This window comes from Zoogloea sp. (assembly GCF_023150065.1).
In the GTDB taxonomy this organism is placed as follows: domain Bacteria; phylum Pseudomonadota; class Gammaproteobacteria; order Burkholderiales; family Rhodocyclaceae; genus Zoogloea.
This window is the reverse complement of the sequence record NZ_JAKLLN010000015.1, coordinates 12,760-29,331: the sequence shown is the minus strand read 5'-3', so window position 1 is coordinate 29,331 and position 16,572 is coordinate 12,760. Positions and strand designations below refer to the sequence as shown.

The following is a 16,572-nucleotide window of genomic DNA, read 5'->3' as shown; positions in this document are numbered from 1 at the left end:
AGCATGCGGACCCGCGGTTTCACCCTGATCGAGATTGTGGTGACGGTGGCGGTGGTGGCCGTGCTGGCGGCCATGGCCGTGCCCGTCATGCAGGTGACGAGCCAGCGGGCCAGGGAGGGCGAGTTGCGCCTGGCCCTGCGCCAGCTCCGCGAGGGCATCGACACCTACAAGCGCTACAGCGACGAGGGGCGGATCGCCCGGCCGGCCGATGGCAATGGTTACCCGCCCACCCTGCAGGCGCTGGTGGAGGGGGTGCCCGATGCCCGCGCGCCGGGCAAGGGGCGCATCCATGTACTGCGCCGCATCCCCCGCGACCCCTTCAGCACCGATCCCTCCGTGGACGCGGCCGCCACCTGGGGCCTGCGCAGCTATGCCAGCCCGGCGGACGCGCCGGCGCCCGGGGCCGACGTGTTCGACGTGTACTCCCGCGCGCCCGGTGTGGGGCTCAACGGCGTGCCCTACCGGGAGTGGTGATGGGCTGGCATGACCGGGGCTTTACGCTGATCGAACTGCTGGTGGTGATGGCCATCGTCGCCACCCTGCTGTCCATCGCCGCGCCGCGCTACTTCGGCCACCTGGAGCGGGCCCGGGAGGCGGCGCTGGTGCAGACCCTGGCTGTCACCCGCGACGCCATCGACAAATTCCACGGCGATACCGGGCGCTACCCCCGGGATCTGGACGAGCTGGTGAGCGGACGCTATCTGCGTGCCCTGCCGGTGGACCCGATCAGCGAGCGGCGGGACGGGTGGACCCTCGTCGCCCCGCCCGACGGCCGCGGCGACGGGCTGTGGGACCTGCACAGCAGCGCCCCCGGCCGCAGCCGCGACGGCCAGCCCTTTTCCGAGCTATGAAGACAGCGTCGCGCCAGGGAGGCGCCACCTATTTGCTGATGCTGTTCGCCGTGGCCGCCCTGGGCCTGGGGCTGGCGGGTTTCGGTACGGTGTGGTCCACCGCCGCCCAGCGCGAGCGCGAGGCCGAGCTGCTGTTCATCGGCGGCGAGTTCGCCCGGGCCCTGGCCAGCTACCGGGCCCTGTCGCCGGCGGGTGCAGCAGTCTATCCCCGGCAGCTGGAGGATCTGCTCCTCGACCCGCGCCAGCCCTTCGTGCGCCGGCATCTGCGCCGCCTCTACCGAGATCCGATGACCGGCGAGGCCGACTGGCAGGTGGAGCGGGCGGATGGGCAGATCGTCGCCGTACGCAGCCGCTCCACTCGCCAGGCCCTGCGCCGGGCCGCGCTGCCGGCCTGGGTGTCCGTCAGCGGGGCGCCGGCGGACGGGGCGCGCTATTGCGACTGGCAGATGCGCCCCCAGGACGGCGCGCCGTCCCAGGCCACACTGCCTTAGGTGCTGCCGTGGATGCCCTGTTCTTCGATCCGTATGACCTGGAGCGCCTGCGCCTGACCCTGGATGAGGCCGTCAGGGTGCGTCGGCCAAACGAGTTCTACCTGTGGGCCCAGGGCGCGCTGCAGGGCTTCCTGCCCCACGAGACCCTGGTCTGCGTGTTCGACGCCGGGCCGGTCGGGGAGGCGCCGGTCGAGATCTTCTCCCGGGCCGTGCTGGCACCCGAGGCCGAGGCGGCGCTGCGCTCCCGGTCTGGTGTGGTGTGGGCGGCCCTGCGCCGCCACTGGCAGCATCTGGGCCAGCGTCCCTGTGTCCATCCCTCGCCGCCGCCCGCGGAAGGGGCCGGGCTGGTGCATGGGGTGGGCGGCTTGTCGGCGGTGTCGCCCTGTCTGTTTGTGTTTCTCGGCATGCCCGCCGAGCCCGGACCGCGGGAGCTCTATCTGGCCGACCTGCTGCTGCCGCATCTGTATATGGCGCTCCTCCGGCAGCGCCAGAGCGCCCCGTTGGCGGGGGGGGCGAGCGGCCTGTCCACCCGCCAGTGCCAGGTGCTGGCCGGGGTGCGCTGCGGCAAGACCAATGCCCAGATCGCCAGCGACCTGGGCATCAGCCCCGTGACCGTCAAACATCACATTCAGCAGGCGCTGAGGAAGTTGTCGGTCAATAATCGCGCCGCAGCCGCGGCCGTGACCTCTTCACTGGGAGAGGCGGTGCGGGCCTGAGCGTTCTCCGGCCGGGCCGGTCGGAGCCAGGCAGCAAACGAGGAAGGCATATCTTGAAATTCAGCAACGGACGCTGGCGGGGCCTCGCCTTCGTCGATATCGAGACCAATGGTGGCGTGGCCACCGTGGATGGCATCACTGAAGTGGGTATCGTGGAGGTGGATGAAGACGGCGTACGCGAGTGGTCGCACCTGATCCGGCCGGAGGGGCGCATCCCGGAGTTCATCGAGCGGCTCACCGGCATCAGCAATGACATGGTGGCCGATGCCCCACGTTTTGCCGAGCTGGCCGAGGAGATCTACAACCGGCTGGATGGCCGGCTGTTCATCGCCCACAACGCCCGCTTCGACTACGGCTTTCTGCGCAATGCCTTCGAGCGGGTGGGCATGCCCCTGCGTCCGTCGGTGCTGTGCACCGTGAAGCTGTCGCGGGATCTGTTTCCCGAGCATCCGCGCCACGGGCTCGATGCGCTGATCGAACGCCACGGCCTGGTGGTGGGGGAGCGCCACCGGGCCCTGGCCGATGCCCAGCTGATCTGGCAGTTCTGGCAGCTGATCCACCGCCAGTTTGACCCTGAGCGCATCGATTCCGCCGTCGCCCGGCTCACCGGCCATGCGGCGCTGCCACCTCACATCGACCCCTCCGTCCTCGATGAACTGCCCGGCACGCCGGGGGTTTACCTGTTTTACGGCGAGAACGACCTGCCCCTCTACATCGGAAAGAGCAAGGACATCCGCACCCGGGTGCTATCCCACTTCAGCGCCGACCACAGCAGCGCCAAGGAGATGAGCCTGTCCCAGCAGCTGCGCCGCGTCGAGTGGATCGAGACCGCCGGTGAGGTGGGCGCGCTGCTGCTCGAAGCGCAGCTGGTCAAGGCGCGCCAGCCCATCCACAACCGGCGCTTGCGCCGCAGCAGCGGCCTGTGCGCCTGGCAGCTGGTGGAGGACGGGGCGGGTGGCTGGCGACCGGCGCTGGTGCGCGGGCCCGACCTGGACCCGGGGCGCCAGGACAATCTCTTTGGCTTCTTCACCAGCCAGACCGCTGCCACCAAGGCCCTGCGCACCCTGGCCGACGAACACGCCTTGTGCCAGGCCTGCCTCGGGCTGGAAAAGGTACGCAGCGGCCAGCCCTGCTTCGGCTACCAGATCAAGCGCTGCAAGGGTGCCTGCATCGGCGCCGAATCCCGCGGCCTACACGGCGCCCGCCTGATGATGGCCCTGCACAAGCTCAGGATCGAACGCTGGCCCTACGCCGGCCCCATCGGCCTGCGCGAGGGCGATGCCCTGCACGTGATCGACAACTGGTGCTGGCTGGGCACGGCCCGGGGTGAAGACGAGGTCCACACCCTCCTCGAATCCGGCCGCCCGTCCTTTGACCTGGATATGTGGAAGATATTGAAGAAGGCGCTGGCGAAGGGGCGGGTGGTGAAGCTGGGGAGGGCGGTGGCGGTGGAGTGATTGGTTGGAGGTGCAGGAGCAAGACAGCGCGAGCTGATGGGCTCGTTTAGCGCTTCAGGGTGACAGGGATCTCATACTCCGTAATTGATGAAGCGAAATCGGACGGATCGACTTCCACGGCGGCCAGCTTGGCACCTTTGGAGTACAGGATGAGAAGTCGTGTAGGGCTGATCAAAGCGGCTTCGTTCAAGCTGTCTGCTTTGGGCACAACGACACGATAGCTCTTGCCGTTTGGCGAAGAAATTGCGATCTGTTTTTCGTCGGACTCGGTAAGCCGATCATCGTTATTGGTGTCTTTTTCAACTGAAACATAGACGTAGGCAACGGCGCTTGCGTTTTTCTCATGGTACTCACGGTCAGGCAGCATGGTGTCGCTGAGTATCACTCTGTCCATTGTCGGACGAAGCCAGTATGCGGATCGGGTTGTTGGATCGAAATAGAGGTAGTTGCGTGTGGATCCGGCTTCCTTTGAACCCGCGCCGATGGAATAGGTTTGGTGCACGATGAGCGGTGCCCTCAGAACGCTACTGCCGGGGATGGGGTTGAATGAGCCGAGTTCAGCTGCAGATTCCCGAACGTCGCCAAGAATCGTGTTTGCGACGTTATCGACATGGCGCGTTTGTGTTGCCTCTTTGAACAGCATATAGCCGACAAGGCCGAGTACAACGCCAGCGATCAACCCGACGAATAGGATGACGATGGCGTTGATTCGCCACAGGAGCGCAAATAGCTTTCGAGTTTGCATGGGTGGGTGCCAAAGCCTTCCAGTTGTTGATGTGCGGGAGCCCTGGACCTGTCCGGCGGTTGCTGCGCACTGCGATGAATTTGTGCGCTTCCCAGGGTGAGCGCAGGTGAAAGCGGAGATCGGGGAAGATTTTACGCCCGGATAATGCATTTGGGCTTTTCTGGAAGTGTCGGGTTAGCGTCGCTAACCCGACCTACGTGACTGCCGGCTTTGGCCTGGAGCGCCTTCAGGAGTTTGACGCTGAGCTGAGCGATGATGGCCGAGTTGGGGCTGGCCAGGCCGGTGTTATCCATCGTGTCGGTGCCGGCGCTCAGGGCGATGGCCGGAGTGCCACGCCCGGCGGCGAACTGGGCGTTGCCGATGGTGCCGGAGCTCACCACCACGCGACCCACGTTCTGGCCTTCGTTGGGGCCGGACAGTACCAGGTCGGGGGCCTTGTTCCAGCGCGCCGTGGCGAGTACGTCGAGGCCGTACATGGTGGCCATCACCGGGTGCCGTGAACGTAGTGGAAGTCACTGCCGGTGTAGCCGGCCGAAGAGGCCCACGGCAGGCGCACCGATGGCCGCTGCGCCATTGTGGCAGCCGCCCTCGGCCTCGATCTGGGTTTTGTCGTTGTCGGCGATGAGGGTGGCGGTGCTGTACATCACGATGGCTGCGCCGCGGCCGCCCTGGCCTGAGCATTGCGCCGAGACCCGGCGTGGCGAATAAGAATGCCCCGGTGAGCGGGGCGAAGCTTGATTGCCGATCAGGATGGGCGGCGGGGGGGACGGGCCGGTGATGGGCGCGTGACCCTTTCATGAACCGATGCAGCCCCTCTCTTAAAACACCTGCCCCACCCGTTCAATATGCTCGCGCAATGCGGCTTTTTCGATCTGCGGGTAGCTGGCGAGTCTCTGGCGGACGGTGGCGCAGGTGCGCTCCGGGAGTCCCAATTCCATCAGGACTCCCACCGCTCGTTCAGCGCTTCAGGAAGCTCGCCGGAATCGGCCGGGGTGCGAGTTTTTCGGCGGTGGTTTCGAGGGCGTAGAGGGTGCCGCCGGTGGTCATCCAGGCCAGGACCCAGTCGGGGGTGGGGCCTTTTCCGTCCCAGGTGAGGGCGCGGTTGGAGGGGTGCATGTAGCGGATGTGGCCGGGCGCGGCAGGGGCGGGCTCGGGTGGGGGCGCGGCCTTGGCCTTGGCTTCCGCTTCCCGCGCGGCGCTGGCTTCGGCTTCCTTGCGGGCCGCTTCCTGGGCCTGGGCTTCCTTGCGGGCGGCGGCCTCGGCTTTCTTGCGGGCTGCGGCTTCTTCGGCTGCGCGGCGGGCGGCTTCGGCGGCGGCGAGGGCCTGGCGCTCCGCCTCTGCGGCGGCTTCTGCAGCGGCGCGGGCCCGGTCGGCTTCTTCCTGCTCCCGCTTGTTGATCTCGGCCTGGATCTGTTCGGCCAGGGCTTCGAGTTCGGGGAGGTCGTAGGACTTCAGGTCAGTCATGGGGGCGTCGGTTGTGCTCGGGCAGGAAGGGCGGGGCCGCCGGAGCGGCCCGCGCGGTTTCCTCAGTCGGTTGCTTCCGGGCGCATCTGCGGGAACAGGATCACGTCGCGGATGGCGGGGCTGTCGGTGAGCAGCATGACCAGGCGGTCGATGCCGATGCCGCAGCCGCCGGTGGGAGGCAGGCCGTACTCGAGCGCCCGGATGTAGTCGGCGTCATAGTACATGGCTTCTTCGTCACCGGCGTCCTTGGCCTGGGCCTGGGCCTGGAAGCGGGCGGCCTGGTCTTCGGGGTCGTTGAGCTCGGAGAAGCCGTTGGCGATCTCGCGGCCGACGATGAAGAGCTCGAAGCGCTCGGTGATCTCGGGGTTGCTGTCGGAGGCGCGGGCCAGGGGGCTGACTTCGACCGGGTAGTCGATGATGAAGGTCGGCTCCCAGGTCTCGGCTTCGGCGCAGGCTTCGAAGAGCTGCAGCTGCAGGCTGCCGAGGCCGCCCGGCTTCACCTTCTCGCCGAAGTCCTTGATCTTCTGCTTGAGCCAGTCGGCGTCGGCCAGCTGGGCATCGGTGAAGCCGGGGTGGTGCTTGCGGATGGCTTCGACGATGGTCAGGCGGTGGAAGGGGCGGGATAGGTCGAGGGTGCGACCCTGGTATTCGAAGACCTCGGTGCCCAAGGCCTCGCGGGCGGCGTGGCGGAGCAGGCCTTCGGTGAAGTCCATGAGGCTGCGGTAGTTCGCGTAGGCCTCGTAGAACTCCATCATGGTGAATTCGGGGTTGTGGCGGGGGGACAGGCCTTCGTTGCGGAAGTTGCGATTGACCTCGAAGACCTTTTCGAAACCGCCGACCACCAGGCGCTTGAGGTAGAGCTCCGGCGCGATGCGCAGGAACTGCTGCATGTCGAGGGCGTTGTGGTGGGTGACGAAGGGCTTGGCCGAGGCGCCGCCGGGGATGGGGTGCATCATCGGCGTTTCGACTTCGAGGAAGTTGTGGCCGGTCATGTAGTTGCGGATCGACTGCACCAGGCGGCTGCGGGCCACGAAGGTGTGACGCGATTCCTCGCTCATGATGAGGTCCACGTAGCGCTGGCGATACTTGGTCTCGGTGTCGGTGAGGCCGTGGAACTTGTCGGGCAGGGGGCGCAGGCTCTTGGTGAGCAGGCGCAGCTCGGACGACTTGATGGACAGCTCGCCGGTCTTGGTGCGGAACAGGGTGCCGATGGTGCCGACGATGTCGCCGATGTCCCAGTGCTTGAAGTCGGCATAGACATCCTCACCCACGCCGTCGCGGGTGACGTAGAGCTGGATGCGGCCGGAGAGATCCTGGATGGTGATGAAGCTGGCCTTGCCCATCACGCGCTTGAGCATGATGCGGCCGGCGACCTTGACCTCGACCGGCAGGGCTTCGAGGTCTTCGGCGGATTTCTCGCCGTAGACTTCGTCGAGTTTGCCGGCGGTGTTTTCCCGGGAGAAATCGTTCGGATACGCCTTGCCGGTGGCGCGCCATTCGGCGAGCTTTTGCCGGCGTTCGGCGATCAGGTGGTTTTCGTCCTGGGCGGGCGAGGAGGTCTGGTCGGACATGATGGGCTCTTCAATCAACGGAATCGGGGGGCGGCAGCATCCACAAAAGGCCGCAAAGCTCCCAATTTTGACACACTCCGGGGCGCCCGTCGCGGCCCGCCGGCCGCAGTGGCGCTGATCAGAGGAAGATCTCGTCGATGTCGGACTGGATCTGGGCCTGGCCGGCCGGGATGGTGATGCGCAGTTTGCCGCTCATGATCAGCTCGTCGAAGCCATTGACCTGGTTGCGGCCGTGCTCCTTGGAATAGTAGAGGGCTTCGTCGGCCCGCCCCAACAGTTCGGCCGGCGAAAGGCGCGGATCGATGCGGGAGTAGCCGACCGAGCAGCGCACCTGCCCGACGCGGGGGAAGTCGTGATCTTCCACGGCCACGCGGAAGCGGTCGAAGATGCTCTGGACGTGGTCTTCGGCCACGTTGCGCAGCATGACCACGAACTCCTCGCCACCAAAGCGGAACAGCTTGTCGTGGTTGCGGAAGCTCTGGCGCATCAGGTCGGCTACGCGCAGCAGCACTTCATCGCCGAAGAGGTGGCCGTAGTTGTCGTTGATCTTCTTGAAGTGATCGATATCCACCACCCCGAGCCAGCAGGGCTGGGTGATGGTGGGGCTGTTGTGGGTGCGGCGTTCGGCGGGTTCCTGGCGCGCCTGTTCGGCCAGTTCGGCGGCGGCGATGAGGCGTTCGAAGTCGTCGTCGAAGGTCTTGCGGTTGAGCAGCCGGGTGAGGGTGTCCAGGTTGGCGTATTCCCAGGCCTGGTGCTGGTTCTCGAAGCAGCGGAGGAACAGGCTCAGGGCCTGGCAGTCGGTGGTCCGCGGTTTGCTGTGGCTGTGGATCTCGAGAACCCAGCGGGCTTCGCCCAGGGCCCCGACGGCGAAGGCGAGGCGCCAGGTGTCGCCCTCGTGCATGATCGCGTGGCCGTAGTCGGTGTGCAGGCAGTCGGCCAGCAGGGGATCGACGGGGAGCCAGGACTGGCCGTCGCAGACGTCGTCCCAGTAGGTGTCGGTGCCGTCGGAGACGCAGCAGCCGAGCAGGCCGACGGTGAGGTCCGGGGGGGTGAAGCGTACGGCGAACAGCAGGCAGTAGCTGCCGTTCAGGAATTGCATGGCGGTTTCGGCGGTCGTGCGGAATATCTCCCGCAGGTCGCGGGTGCGCGAAAGGACCTCGGCGCCCCGGAGGAGGGGCATCTGGAGGGAGTTCGCGGCGTCGGACGCCGGAGTGAGGCGCATGGTGAGGGCTGGCCGTGGCTGGATGGAGCCAATAACGTCAGACCTTGTGAAATCTGAAGTGAGTGACCTGTTTGTCTTTTACATGGCCCGCTGGATCAGCCCGATGGGCGGAGCCCAGTCGTCGCCGGGTTTCTTCTTGCGGGTGACCAGGGTGAGCTGGGCGGGGGCGAAGACGTTGGCGTTGTGGGTGACCGGGGTGGTGATGAGGTACTGGGCGCGGGTGGCGCGCAGGAAGGTGCCGACCCGGTCGATGTTGGCGATGTCCAGGTGGGCGAAGGGCTCGTCGATGAAGACGAAGCCGCCGGGGCGGGCTTCGTCCATCAGCAGGGCGATGAGCAGGATCAGGGATTTCATGACCTGCTGGCCGCCCGAGGCTTCGCCGTCGTTGAGGCCCACGGCGCCCTTGCGGTCGAAGTCGAAGCGCACCTCCAGCCCGGCGCTGGCGAGGGCCCGGTCGTCGTTGTCGAGGGCCGGCACGGGGCAGTCCACGTCCACGTTGGCCAGATCGCCGAGGGCGCGCAGGTTTTTGCCGTACTGGCGCACGGTGGCGCGCAGCTTGGCGATGTAGGCGGCGCGGGCCTCGCCGGTGATGCGCCGGGCGGCGCTGCAGTGGCGTTCGCGCTCGGCGTACTGGGCCTCCCGGTCGTTCACGTCGGCCTTGAGGCGGCCAGCCAGGGTGAGCACGGTGTCGTCGGTGACCCACTCGCCGCCGGCCAGGCGCTGGCGCAGGCGTTCGAGCTCGGCCCGGGCGCCGCGGGCGCCGTCGTATTTGTCGATCAGCAGGGCGTTGGCGGCCGGGTCGCGCCAGTCGGCGGGCATGCCCCGGCGCAGGCGGCGCAGGTTGAGGATGCGCTTGGCCTGGTCGCGGCGGCGCGGGGCGGCTTCGCTGGCCAGCTCCTGCACGCGGCGGGCGAGGCTGTCGGTATCCCGGCGGCGGCGGTCGATCTCGATGTCGATGCCGCGCAGGGATTGCTCGATGCGTTCGAGTTCGCCCTTGGCCTCGGCCCGGTCGGCGATGGCGGCGGTGAGGCGGGCGCGGGCGTCGGGCAGGGTGCGCTCGGCGTTGTCGAAGTCGTCGGCGCGGGCGGAGAGCAGCTGGGCGGCCTCGATGCCGTGGAGGCGGGCGCGCAGGGCGTCGGCGTCTTCCTTGGCCGCGTCGAGCTCGGGGCGCAGGGCGCGCAGGCGGGCGTCGATGCTGTGCATGTCGGCGTCGAGCTGCTTCATGCGGGCGCCGCGGGCCAGTTCGCCGAAGTGGAAGTCGGTGGGCTTGCCCAGGTGGCGGGCGCCGCGGCGTTCCCGGTGGTAGCCGTCCCGGGTGATCCATTCGGTTTCGCGGGGCAGGCGGCGGGCGGCGTCGGCGTCGTCGACGCGCTGGATGCGGTTGAGGAGGTCGGCCAGCCAGCGCGGGATGGCGTCGGCGAAGCGGATGACTTCGGCCAGGGAGCCCCGGGTGGCGGGGGGCGCCATCTCGAGCTCGGGCACGATGAAGTGGCGGAAGCGTTCGGCTTCACCCAGGGCCCAGGCGGCGTGGCGGTCCTGCTCGCGGTCGAGCAGGAGCACGCTGCGGTAGGGGCGCAGCACGGCTTCGACGGCGCCCTGCCAGTCGGGGTCGGTGACCTCGATGATCTCGGCCAGGGCCCGGTGGCCGATGCCTTCGGCCTTGAGGCGGCTGCGAAAGCGCGCCACGTCGGCGTCGGCGGGCGGGCTGCGGTGCTCGCGGGCGGCGCGCAGCTGGGCGGTCTTGTCTTCGAAGGCGGCGATGGCTTCGCGCTCTTGGCGCTGCAGGTGGAGCAGGCGGGCGTCGGCCTTGGCGTGGGCGGCTTCCAGGTCCACGGCGGCGTCGCCGGCCTCACGGGCCAGGCGGGTGCGCAGGGCGCTGCGTTCGGCCAGCAGCTTTTCGGCGTCGCGCACTTCGTCGTGGGCGGCCAGGTGGCGTTTTTCGGCTTCCAGGTCGTGCTGGCGGGCGGTGTTGCGGCGGGCTTCGGCGGCGGCCTTTTCGGCTTCGACGCCCTTGCCGTGTTCACGCAGGCGGCGCAGCTCGTCCTCGCTGCGCTGGTGTTCCTGGCGGCTGCGGCCGAGTTCGTCCCGGGCCAGGCGGATGTCGCGCTCCAGCTCGGTCGTCTCGAGGCGGGGGATGATCTCGGCGGCGAGGGCGCGGGCCTCGTCGTCGAGCTGCTTCCATTCGAGGAAGCGGTCGGCCTCCAGGCGCTTGGTCTCGGCCTGGGCGCGCAGGCGGTCGAGGTCGAGGCCCAGGGCGGCGAGTTCCTTTTCGGCGTTGTTCTGTTCTTCCTGGGCGGCGGCGTAGTTGTCCAGCACCTCCTTGTCGCCGAACACGTCGAAGACCAGCTCCAGCAGGGCCTTGGGGGAGTATTCGCAGAGCTTGTCGGTGTCGCCCTGCTCTAAGGCCAGCACCTTGGCGATGGCGGGGGTGAGGCCGCCCCAGGCCAGGCGGCTCTGGTAGTCCCGGTAGCCGACCCACTCCACGGCCCGGTCTTCGTTGGCTTCGAGGGCCTCGATGGGTACGTCGCCGTCGGCGATGGCGTAGTCGCGGGTCCAGTCGCCGCCGGCGCGGCGGATGCGGCAGGCCAGGGTGACTTCGTCCTTCAGGCAGGGGAAGAAGGGGCGCTTGCCGGTGCTGCCGGGGCGGTTGGCCACCACCGCGCGGATCCACGCGAAGCTGCGGTTGGCCCGCCGCACGTAGCGGCGGAAGTCGCGCTTGCCCGAGCAGCGCAGGCCGAAGAGGGTGCGCAGGGCGTCGAGCAGGGTGGTCTTGCCGGAGCCGTTGGGGCCGACGATGGTGATGATCTGGGCGTCCAGGGGCAGGTTGAAGCGCCGCCAGTAGTCCCAATGGACCAGTTCGAGTTGCTTGATGTGGAACATGCTCAGTCTTCCTCGGCGGTGTCTTCGGGCGGCGTGAAGGCGTCGCCGGCGGGGGGCGGGTGGCCGGCCTGGGCCAGCACTTCGCCGAGGGTGCCGTAGATGATGCGATCGGCCAGCAGGCGGTAGTCGAGGAGCACGTCGAGGAGCGGGCCCTCGTGGATCATGCCGCCCCGGCGCTTGATGAAGCCGAGCTGGGCCAGACGGGACAGGAGCTTGCCCTGGACGTAGGTCTTGTGGCCCAGCACCGCCGAGAAGTCGGCCAGCAGGGAGGCTTCGGGGATGGCGCCGGAGACGCCTTCACCGCGCTCCAGGGGGGCATCCTTGCCGAACATGTCTTCCTGGCCGTCGTCGGCGAGGCGCTGGCGATTCACCTGGCGCTCGCGCTTGGGCAGGATGATCAGGGCCCAGATGACGATGAGCAGGGCGAGCTGGTCGCGGGTCAGGCCCACGTTGCTGGCGGCGTATTCGCGGGTGGCGCCGAACACCGGTTCGTGCACGTCGCTGGCGAGGGCGACGGCCACGTGTTCGGCGTAGGGGTTGTCGATGAGCTGCAGGCCCACGGCCGACAGGCGGGTGTCGAGCTCGGTGCGGAAGCTTTCATCGACCAGGGCGCGGCGCACCAGGGCGTCGCTGCGGGGCAGGCTGCGGCTGGCCAGCAGGCGGGCGGTGAGGGTGCGGATCTGTTGTTCCATCAGGCGGGGTCGGAGAGGGTGTCGTCGAGGGCGGCGAGGGCTTCTTGGGCATCAAGGACGGGCAGGGCCTCGGCGGCTGGCAGACTGCCCTTGGCGCCCACCATGCCGGTGGACATGGTGGCGATCTCGTCCTCACCGACCTTGACCGTGGTGGCCTCGAAGCGCACCTCGAGGGGCAGGCGCATGAACTCGCCGATGGGGCCGTCGGCCGGTGTGGCGCCGCCTTCGCCGCCCCCGTCGGCCAGCAGGGCGAGCAGTGAGAGGCGGTAGGAGGCCGCCGGAAAGCCGCCGCCGGCCACCAGGCTGGCGAGGGCCGCCGGGGTGCTGCCGGCTTCGGTGAGGCGGGCCAGGCGCTGGCTGAAGTGCTGCAGCAGGCGCAGGTCTTCCTGTTCGGGGGCGCGGTTGCTGGGGGCGTCCTCGGCGGGGGGCAGGGCGGTGTCGGCCTCGATCTGGCGGGCTTCGTCGGACAGGGCGAGTTCGGCCCGGTCGAGGAGCTCGTGGCCGCCGGCCAGCAGGGTGAGCTCTGGCGCCGGGGCGAGGGCGCCGTCGGCCAGGGCGGCCAGCTGCCGCACATCCAGGCGCCGCAGCCAGCTGGCCACGTCGCTGGACGAGATGCCCGAGCCGCCCAGAGTGACCCGCTGGGCCTCGATCTTGTTGAGGGCGCGCTGGAAGGCCGCGTCCACCCGGGCCAGGCGCGACTGGGCCAGGCCGATGCGCTGGGCGACGCGGGCCAGGTCGAAGGGTACCTCCGGGTCGGCCAGCAGCTCGCGCAGGATCTCGGTGCCGCGCTCGATCCAGCGGGTGTTGGCGGAGAGGCGCCGGCGGGCGTCGGTGATGCGGAACTCGGAGCCCGAGGCGATGGCGTCCTCGAAGTGCCAGGCCAGGTCGTTGAGCTTGCCCAGCAGGTGGCCGAGGGCCTCCGGGGTGACGCTGCCCACGGCCTGCAGGCCGGCCAGCTGGGTGGTGAGGAAGCCCAACTCCAGGTCATCCTCGGCGCTGAAGCTGACCAGCATGGCGATGGCCGCCACGGCGTTGCGGCCCAGGTCGGAGAGGGCGTAGAGGTTGTCGTCGCCGATCTCCAGCAGGCCGTTTCCGCGTAGCCGGCGCAGCACGGTCTCGAGCTTGACCGGGTCGAGGAAGGCGAAGCGCTGGCGCAGCTGCTCCGGGCCCCAGCGGGGGGCGTCGGTCTCACGGCCGATCTCGCGCAGCACCAGCAGGCGCATCAGCACCTCGGCCTCGCTGCCATGAAAGAGGGTGCTGAAGGCCGATAGCAGCGGCCGGGCGCCGAGCAGGGGGGCGAGCTCGGGCACGTCGTCGGCGGCGACGCCGGGGGCGAGGAGCTCTTCCAGGCGGACTTCGGACATGGGCAGGGTCAGCGGAAGAGGGACAGGGCGTCGATGCGCCGGTCGATTTCGTCGCTCATGCGCTGGTAGGCCGGGGCGCCGACGCCGCCGAAGCGGCGCTGGAACTCGGCGGCCATCATGGATTCGGGCAGGTCGGTGACGGGCGGCAGCAGGGCCGTGTCGCTGAGGCCGGCGCCCACTGCAGCGGCCAGGCGCTGGGGATTGCCGGCCACCAGCTCGCCCAGGCGGGTGCCGGCCCGGTCGGCGGCCAGATCGGCAAACGAGAAGCCGCTGCCGCTGCGGGCGTCATCGACCTCCTTGCCGACCCCGACGGCACTGGCCAGGGGTTCGCCGGCCCAGGCGGCCAGGGCGGCGGAGACCATGAAGTGCTGGGCCAGGTCTTCACGGCCGCGCAGGGTGAGGGTGAGGGGGCGGGGACGTGGCCACTGGGCGGCCTCGGGCACCAACTGGGCGATGTTGCGCCCCGACAGCTGGAAAGCGGTGACCAGCAGCAGGTTGCGGTAGGCCTGCCCCAGCTCGGTGCCGGCCTTGCCATTGGCGGCCTCCTGGAGCAGCGGCCCGAGCACCTCGGCCAGGGGCGCCTGGCGCCGGCCGTCTCCGGCACGGTCCATGTGGGCGACGAGGCGGAGGTGGGCGGCGGCGAGGCGCTCACGATCTTCCGGGGGCAGCACCCGGGCCCGGGCGCTGTCGAGGATCTCGGGCTTCCAGGTGTAGCGGATGCGCAGTTCGCCGGGCACGAAGGCGACGTGATGGATGGTCTGGCGCAGCAGGGCCAGCTCGGGGGCGAGCTCGGACTTGCCGATGGCGTAATCGAGCCCCATGCGGAACAGAGGGCCGGGGATGGGCACGCTGCCTACCCGGACCTTGTGGAACTCGAGGCCGTCGGGCCCCACCGCCACCCGGGCCCACAGGTTGAGGTAGCGGCCCAGGGGCGTGGGCGGCACGGCCAGGGTGTAGCGCAGGTCGGCCAGGCCGTCTTCGAGGACCACCGTGGCGTGGCCGCGCCGCAGGGCCAGATTGACCAGCGTTTCCAGATCACCGGCCAGGATGCGGCTCTCCCGGTGGGTGCCCGGGCGCAGGCGGCGCGGGTCGTTGAGGCGGATGACAGTTTTGGCGCGGCCGATGGCTGACGGGGACAGCACGCTGTCCCCGGTGACCAGCGGGGTGTCCTGGATGGCCCGGAAGGCCAGTACGGTGACACCCGCCAGCAGGAGCAGGATGACGGCCAGCAGGCCGGCGAGCAGACGCTTCATCGCAACTCCTGCGGCAGACGGGCTCAGACGCCCTGCTTCAGGCTGGCCTGGATGAAGCCGTCCAGGTCGCCGTCGAGCACGGCCTGGGTGTTGCCGACTTCGTAGCTGGTGCGCAGATCCTTGATGCGGCTCTGGTCGAGCACGTAGGAGCGGATCTGGTGGCCCCAGCCGATGTCGCTCTTGGCGTCTTCGAGCTTCTGCTGCTCGGACTGGCGCTTGCGCAGCTCGGCTTCATACAGGCGAGCGCGCAGCATCGACCAGGCTTCGTCCTTGTTGCGGTGCTGGGAACGGTCGTTCTGGCACTGCACGACGATGCCGGTGGGGATGTGGGTCAGGCGCACCGCGGAGTCGGTCTTGTTGATGTGCTGACCGCCCGCGCCGGAGGCCCGGTAGGTGTCGGTGCGCACGTCGGCCGGGTTGATGTCGATCTCGATGGAGTCATCCACCTCGGGAAACACGAACACCGAGCAGAAGCTGGTGTGGCGGCGGGCGTTGGAGTCGAAGGGGCTCTTGCGGACGAGGCGGTGGATGCCGGTCTCGGTGCGCAGGAAGCCGTAGGCGTATTCGCCGCCGACCTTGATGGTGGCGCTCTTGATGCCGGCCACTTCACCTTCGGATTCTTCCAGCAGTTCGACGTTGAAACCCTTGCGCTCGCAGTAGCGAAGGTACATGCGCTCGAGCATGCCGGCCCAGTCCTGGGCCTCGGTGCCGCCGGCGCCGGACTGGATTTCGATGAAGCAGGCGTTGCCGTCCATCGGGTTGTTGAACATGCGACGGAATTCGAGTTCGCCGACCCGGGCTTCGAGGTTGGCAACGTCGGCCTCGACAGCCTGCATGGTGTCCTCGTCCTCTTCCATGGAGGCGAGTTCGAAGAGGTCCTTGCCGTCGGCGAGGCCCTGTTCGATCTCCTGCAGATTCACGACCACGCCTTCAAGGGTCTTCTTTTCCTTGCCCAGCTCCTGGGCCTGGGCGGCGTCGTTCCAGATGTTCGGGTCTTCGAGCTGCTTGCTGACTTCGATCAGCTTTTCTGCCTTGGTATCGTAGTCAAAGATACCTCCGAAGTTCGAGCTCCCGGGCCTTCAGGTCGGCGAGCTTGTTGGAGATGGCGTTGAGGCGTTCTGCTTCCATGATCGGGGCCCTGGCTGGTGCGGGAAAACCGGGCATTATACCTTCAGCCCGGGCGCAGGGCCCCCTGACGATGCGTCGGGGGTGATGTCTAGCGTTCTTCGGCTTCTGGCTGGTCGCTGCGGACTGGCGCCGGAGGTGGGGCCGTCGCCTTGCCCTTGCAGGCCAGGTGGCGCTGGCGGCAGCGGTTCACGCACAGGAACTCGGTGTTGTAGTCGCCCTTGGGGCAGCCCACCAGGCAGCGGGTGTTGGCGTTGATGCACTCGGTCAGGGTGGTGGTGGGCAGTACGGCGCGGCGGCGTGCGGCCTCGTCCCCGGGCTTGCCTGGGTCGGCCTTGCGCATCAGCCGGAAGGTGCCGGTGGAGCTGCCTTCCTTGCGGTTCGAGCTGAGGGTGTAGCGGCCCTCGAAGAGCCGCGGGTGACAGGTGCCGGAGAGGCGCAGCACGGTGCCGACGTTGATCGGCGCCCGCAGTGTGCAGCGGCCGCTGTCGAACTCCCCCGAGGTGATCGGTGCAGACCCGGAGTAGGGCGAGCCGGTCTTGATCTGGCCGACGATGACCCCCTGCACGTCGCGTACCTCGACGGTGATCGGAAACGGCGCATCGAAGGATTCCGGCACCAGGCTGCCTTCGTAGATCGCGTCGAGGGTGGCGGCACCAGCCACCGGCCCGAGGAGCAGGCCGGCGAGGCCGGTGACGACAAGGCGGCGCAAGGTGGACAGGGCGGTCATGGGCATGGCGA

The 16,572-nt window shown here is 68.6% G+C and carries 17 protein-coding genes; 5 read left to right on the top strand and 12 right to left on the bottom strand.

Annotated features, from left to right (window positions below):
* Positions 1-3: 3 nt before the first annotated feature.
* Genes L6Q67_RS16110 through L6Q67_RS16090 form a run of 5 tightly spaced genes read left to right on the top strand, consistent with a single transcriptional unit; the run spans position 4 to position 3,515 of the window.
* A complete protein-coding gene (locus L6Q67_RS16110; RefSeq protein ID WP_296571544.1) occupies positions 4-474 on the top strand; it encodes a type II secretion system protein in 471 nt (156 codons plus the stop codon).
* Complete coding sequence (locus L6Q67_RS16105; protein ID WP_296571542.1) at positions 474-851, top strand: type IV pilin protein; 378 nt, start codon at positions 474-476, stop codon at positions 849-851. The genes L6Q67_RS16110 and L6Q67_RS16105 overlap by 1 nt, the downstream gene beginning before the upstream one ends.
* Before the next feature lie 32 nt (positions 852-883).
* The gene (locus L6Q67_RS16100; protein WP_296571539.1) at positions 884-1,342 is read left to right on the top strand and encodes a type II secretion system protein; all 459 of its coding nucleotides are present in this window, start codon (positions 884-886) and stop codon (positions 1,340-1,342) included.
* Between the two features lie 8 nt (positions 1,343-1,350).
* Entirely contained in the window at positions 1,351-2,058 is a 708-nt protein-coding gene (locus L6Q67_RS16095; protein WP_296571535.1) for a LuxR C-terminal-related transcriptional regulator, read from the top strand.
* Between the two features lie 53 nt (positions 2,059-2,111).
* A complete protein-coding gene (locus L6Q67_RS16090; protein WP_296571532.1) occupies positions 2,112-3,515 on the top strand; it encodes a 3'-5' exonuclease family protein in 1,404 nt (467 codons plus the stop codon).
* A gap of 46 nt (positions 3,516-3,561) precedes the next feature.
* Here the strand turns inward: L6Q67_RS16090 and L6Q67_RS16085 are convergent, their stop codons facing one another.
* The 12 genes from L6Q67_RS16085 to L6Q67_RS16030 all read right to left on the bottom strand — a co-directional run bounded on the left by L6Q67_RS16085 (position 3,562) and on the right by L6Q67_RS16030 (position 16,567).
* Positions 3,562-4,260, bottom strand: coding sequence for a hypothetical protein (locus L6Q67_RS16085; RefSeq protein ID WP_296571529.1), 699 nt, complete (start codon positions 4,258-4,260; stop codon positions 3,562-3,564).
* Positions 4,261-4,391: 131 nt separating this feature from the next.
* Positions 4,392-4,745 carry a 5'/3'-nucleotidase SurE gene (locus L6Q67_RS16080; protein ID WP_296571526.1) on the bottom strand — a complete coding sequence of 118 codons (354 nt, stop codon included), beginning with the start codon at positions 4,743-4,745 and terminating at the stop codon, positions 4,392-4,394.
* Between the two features lie 27 nt (positions 4,746-4,772).
* Complete coding sequence (locus L6Q67_RS16075; RefSeq protein ID WP_296571523.1) at positions 4,773-4,904, bottom strand: hypothetical protein; 132 nt, start codon at positions 4,902-4,904, stop codon at positions 4,773-4,775.
* A gap of 313 nt (positions 4,905-5,217) precedes the next feature.
* A complete protein-coding gene (locus tag L6Q67_RS16070) occupies positions 5,218-5,724 on the bottom strand; it encodes an H-NS family nucleoid-associated regulatory protein (protein ID WP_296571520.1) in 507 nt (168 codons plus the stop codon).
* 62 nt (positions 5,725-5,786) lie between these two features.
* Positions 5,787-7,295 carry a lysine--tRNA ligase gene (gene lysS / locus L6Q67_RS16065; RefSeq protein WP_296571516.1) on the bottom strand — a complete coding sequence of 503 codons (1,509 nt, stop codon included), beginning with the start codon at positions 7,293-7,295 and terminating at the stop codon, positions 5,787-5,789.
* Positions 7,296-7,413: 118 nt separating this feature from the next.
* Entirely contained in the window at positions 7,414-8,517 is a 1,104-nt protein-coding gene (locus L6Q67_RS16060; RefSeq protein ID WP_296571512.1) for a GGDEF domain-containing protein, read from the bottom strand.
* A 78-nt stretch (positions 8,518-8,595) separates the two neighbouring features.
* Complete coding sequence (locus L6Q67_RS16055) at positions 8,596-11,397, bottom strand: AAA family ATPase (RefSeq protein ID WP_296571510.1); 2,802 nt, start codon at positions 11,395-11,397, stop codon at positions 8,596-8,598.
* 2 nt (positions 11,398-11,399) lie between these two features.
* Complete coding sequence (locus tag L6Q67_RS16050; RefSeq protein ID WP_296571507.1) at positions 11,400-12,089, bottom strand: hypothetical protein; 690 nt, start codon at positions 12,087-12,089, stop codon at positions 11,400-11,402.
* Positions 12,089-13,453, bottom strand: coding sequence for a hypothetical protein (locus tag L6Q67_RS16045; protein WP_296571504.1), 1,365 nt, complete (start codon positions 13,451-13,453; stop codon positions 12,089-12,091). The genes L6Q67_RS16050 and L6Q67_RS16045 overlap by 1 nt, the downstream gene beginning before the upstream one ends.
* An 8-nt stretch (positions 13,454-13,461) precedes the next feature.
* Positions 13,462-14,706 carry a hypothetical protein gene (locus L6Q67_RS16040; RefSeq protein WP_296571501.1) on the bottom strand — a complete coding sequence of 415 codons (1,245 nt, stop codon included), beginning with the start codon at positions 14,704-14,706 and terminating at the stop codon, positions 13,462-13,464.
* A 23-nt stretch (positions 14,707-14,729) separates the two neighbouring features.
* A protein-coding gene (prfB, locus tag L6Q67_RS16035) for a peptide chain release factor 2 (RefSeq protein WP_296571498.1) occupies positions 14,730-15,834 on the bottom strand; the annotation gives its coding sequence in 2 pieces (ribosomal slippage) (positions 14,730-15,752 and positions 15,754-15,834; 1,104 coding nt in all).
* Positions 15,835-15,922: 88 nt separating this feature from the next.
* Positions 15,923-16,567: a hypothetical protein gene (locus L6Q67_RS16030; RefSeq protein ID WP_296571496.1), complete on the bottom strand. Its 645-nt coding sequence runs from the start codon at positions 16,565-16,567 to the stop codon at positions 15,923-15,925.
* Between the last annotated feature and the right edge of the window lie 5 nt (positions 16,568-16,572).

Bases quoted from the DNA above. Each gene is read 5' to 3' on its own strand.
- L6Q67_RS16055 (WP_296571510.1), bottom strand. From the start codon at position 11,397: ATGTTCCACATCAAGCAACTCGAACTGGTCCATTGGGACTACTGGCGG.
- L6Q67_RS16045 (WP_296571504.1), bottom strand. From the start codon at position 13,453: ATGTCCGAAGTCCGCCTGGAAGAGCTCCTCGCCCCCGGCGTCGCCGCC.
- lysS (WP_296571516.1), bottom strand. From the start codon at position 7,295: ATGTCCGACCAGACCTCCTCGCCCGCCCAGGACGAAAACCACCTGATC.
- L6Q67_RS16110 (WP_296571544.1), top strand. From the start codon at position 4: ATGCGGACCCGCGGTTTCACCCTGATCGAGATTGTGGTGACGGTGGCG.
- L6Q67_RS16075 (WP_296571523.1), bottom strand. From the start codon at position 4,904: ATGTACAGCACCGCCACCCTCATCGCCGACAACGACAAAACCCAGATC.
- L6Q67_RS16040 (WP_296571501.1), bottom strand. From the start codon at position 14,706: ATGAAGCGTCTGCTCGCCGGCCTGCTGGCCGTCATCCTGCTCCTGCTG.
- L6Q67_RS16080 (WP_296571526.1), bottom strand. From the start codon at position 4,745: ATGGCCACCATGTACGGCCTCGACGTACTCGCCACGGCGCGCTGGAAC.
- L6Q67_RS16060 (WP_296571512.1), bottom strand. From the start codon at position 8,517: ATGCGCCTCACTCCGGCGTCCGACGCCGCGAACTCCCTCCAGATGCCC.
- L6Q67_RS16070 (WP_296571520.1), bottom strand. From the start codon at position 5,724: ATGACTGACCTGAAGTCCTACGACCTCCCCGAACTCGAAGCCCTGGCC.
- L6Q67_RS16030 (WP_296571496.1), bottom strand. From the start codon at position 16,567: ATGCCCATGACCGCCCTGTCCACCTTGCGCCGCCTTGTCGTCACCGGC.
- L6Q67_RS16050 (WP_296571507.1), bottom strand. From the start codon at position 12,089: ATGGAACAACAGATCCGCACCCTCACCGCCCGCCTGCTGGCCAGCCGC.
- L6Q67_RS16105 (WP_296571542.1), top strand. From the start codon at position 474: ATGGGCTGGCATGACCGGGGCTTTACGCTGATCGAACTGCTGGTGGTG.
- L6Q67_RS16085 (WP_296571529.1), bottom strand. From the start codon at position 4,260: ATGCAAACTCGAAAGCTATTTGCGCTCCTGTGGCGAATCAACGCCATC.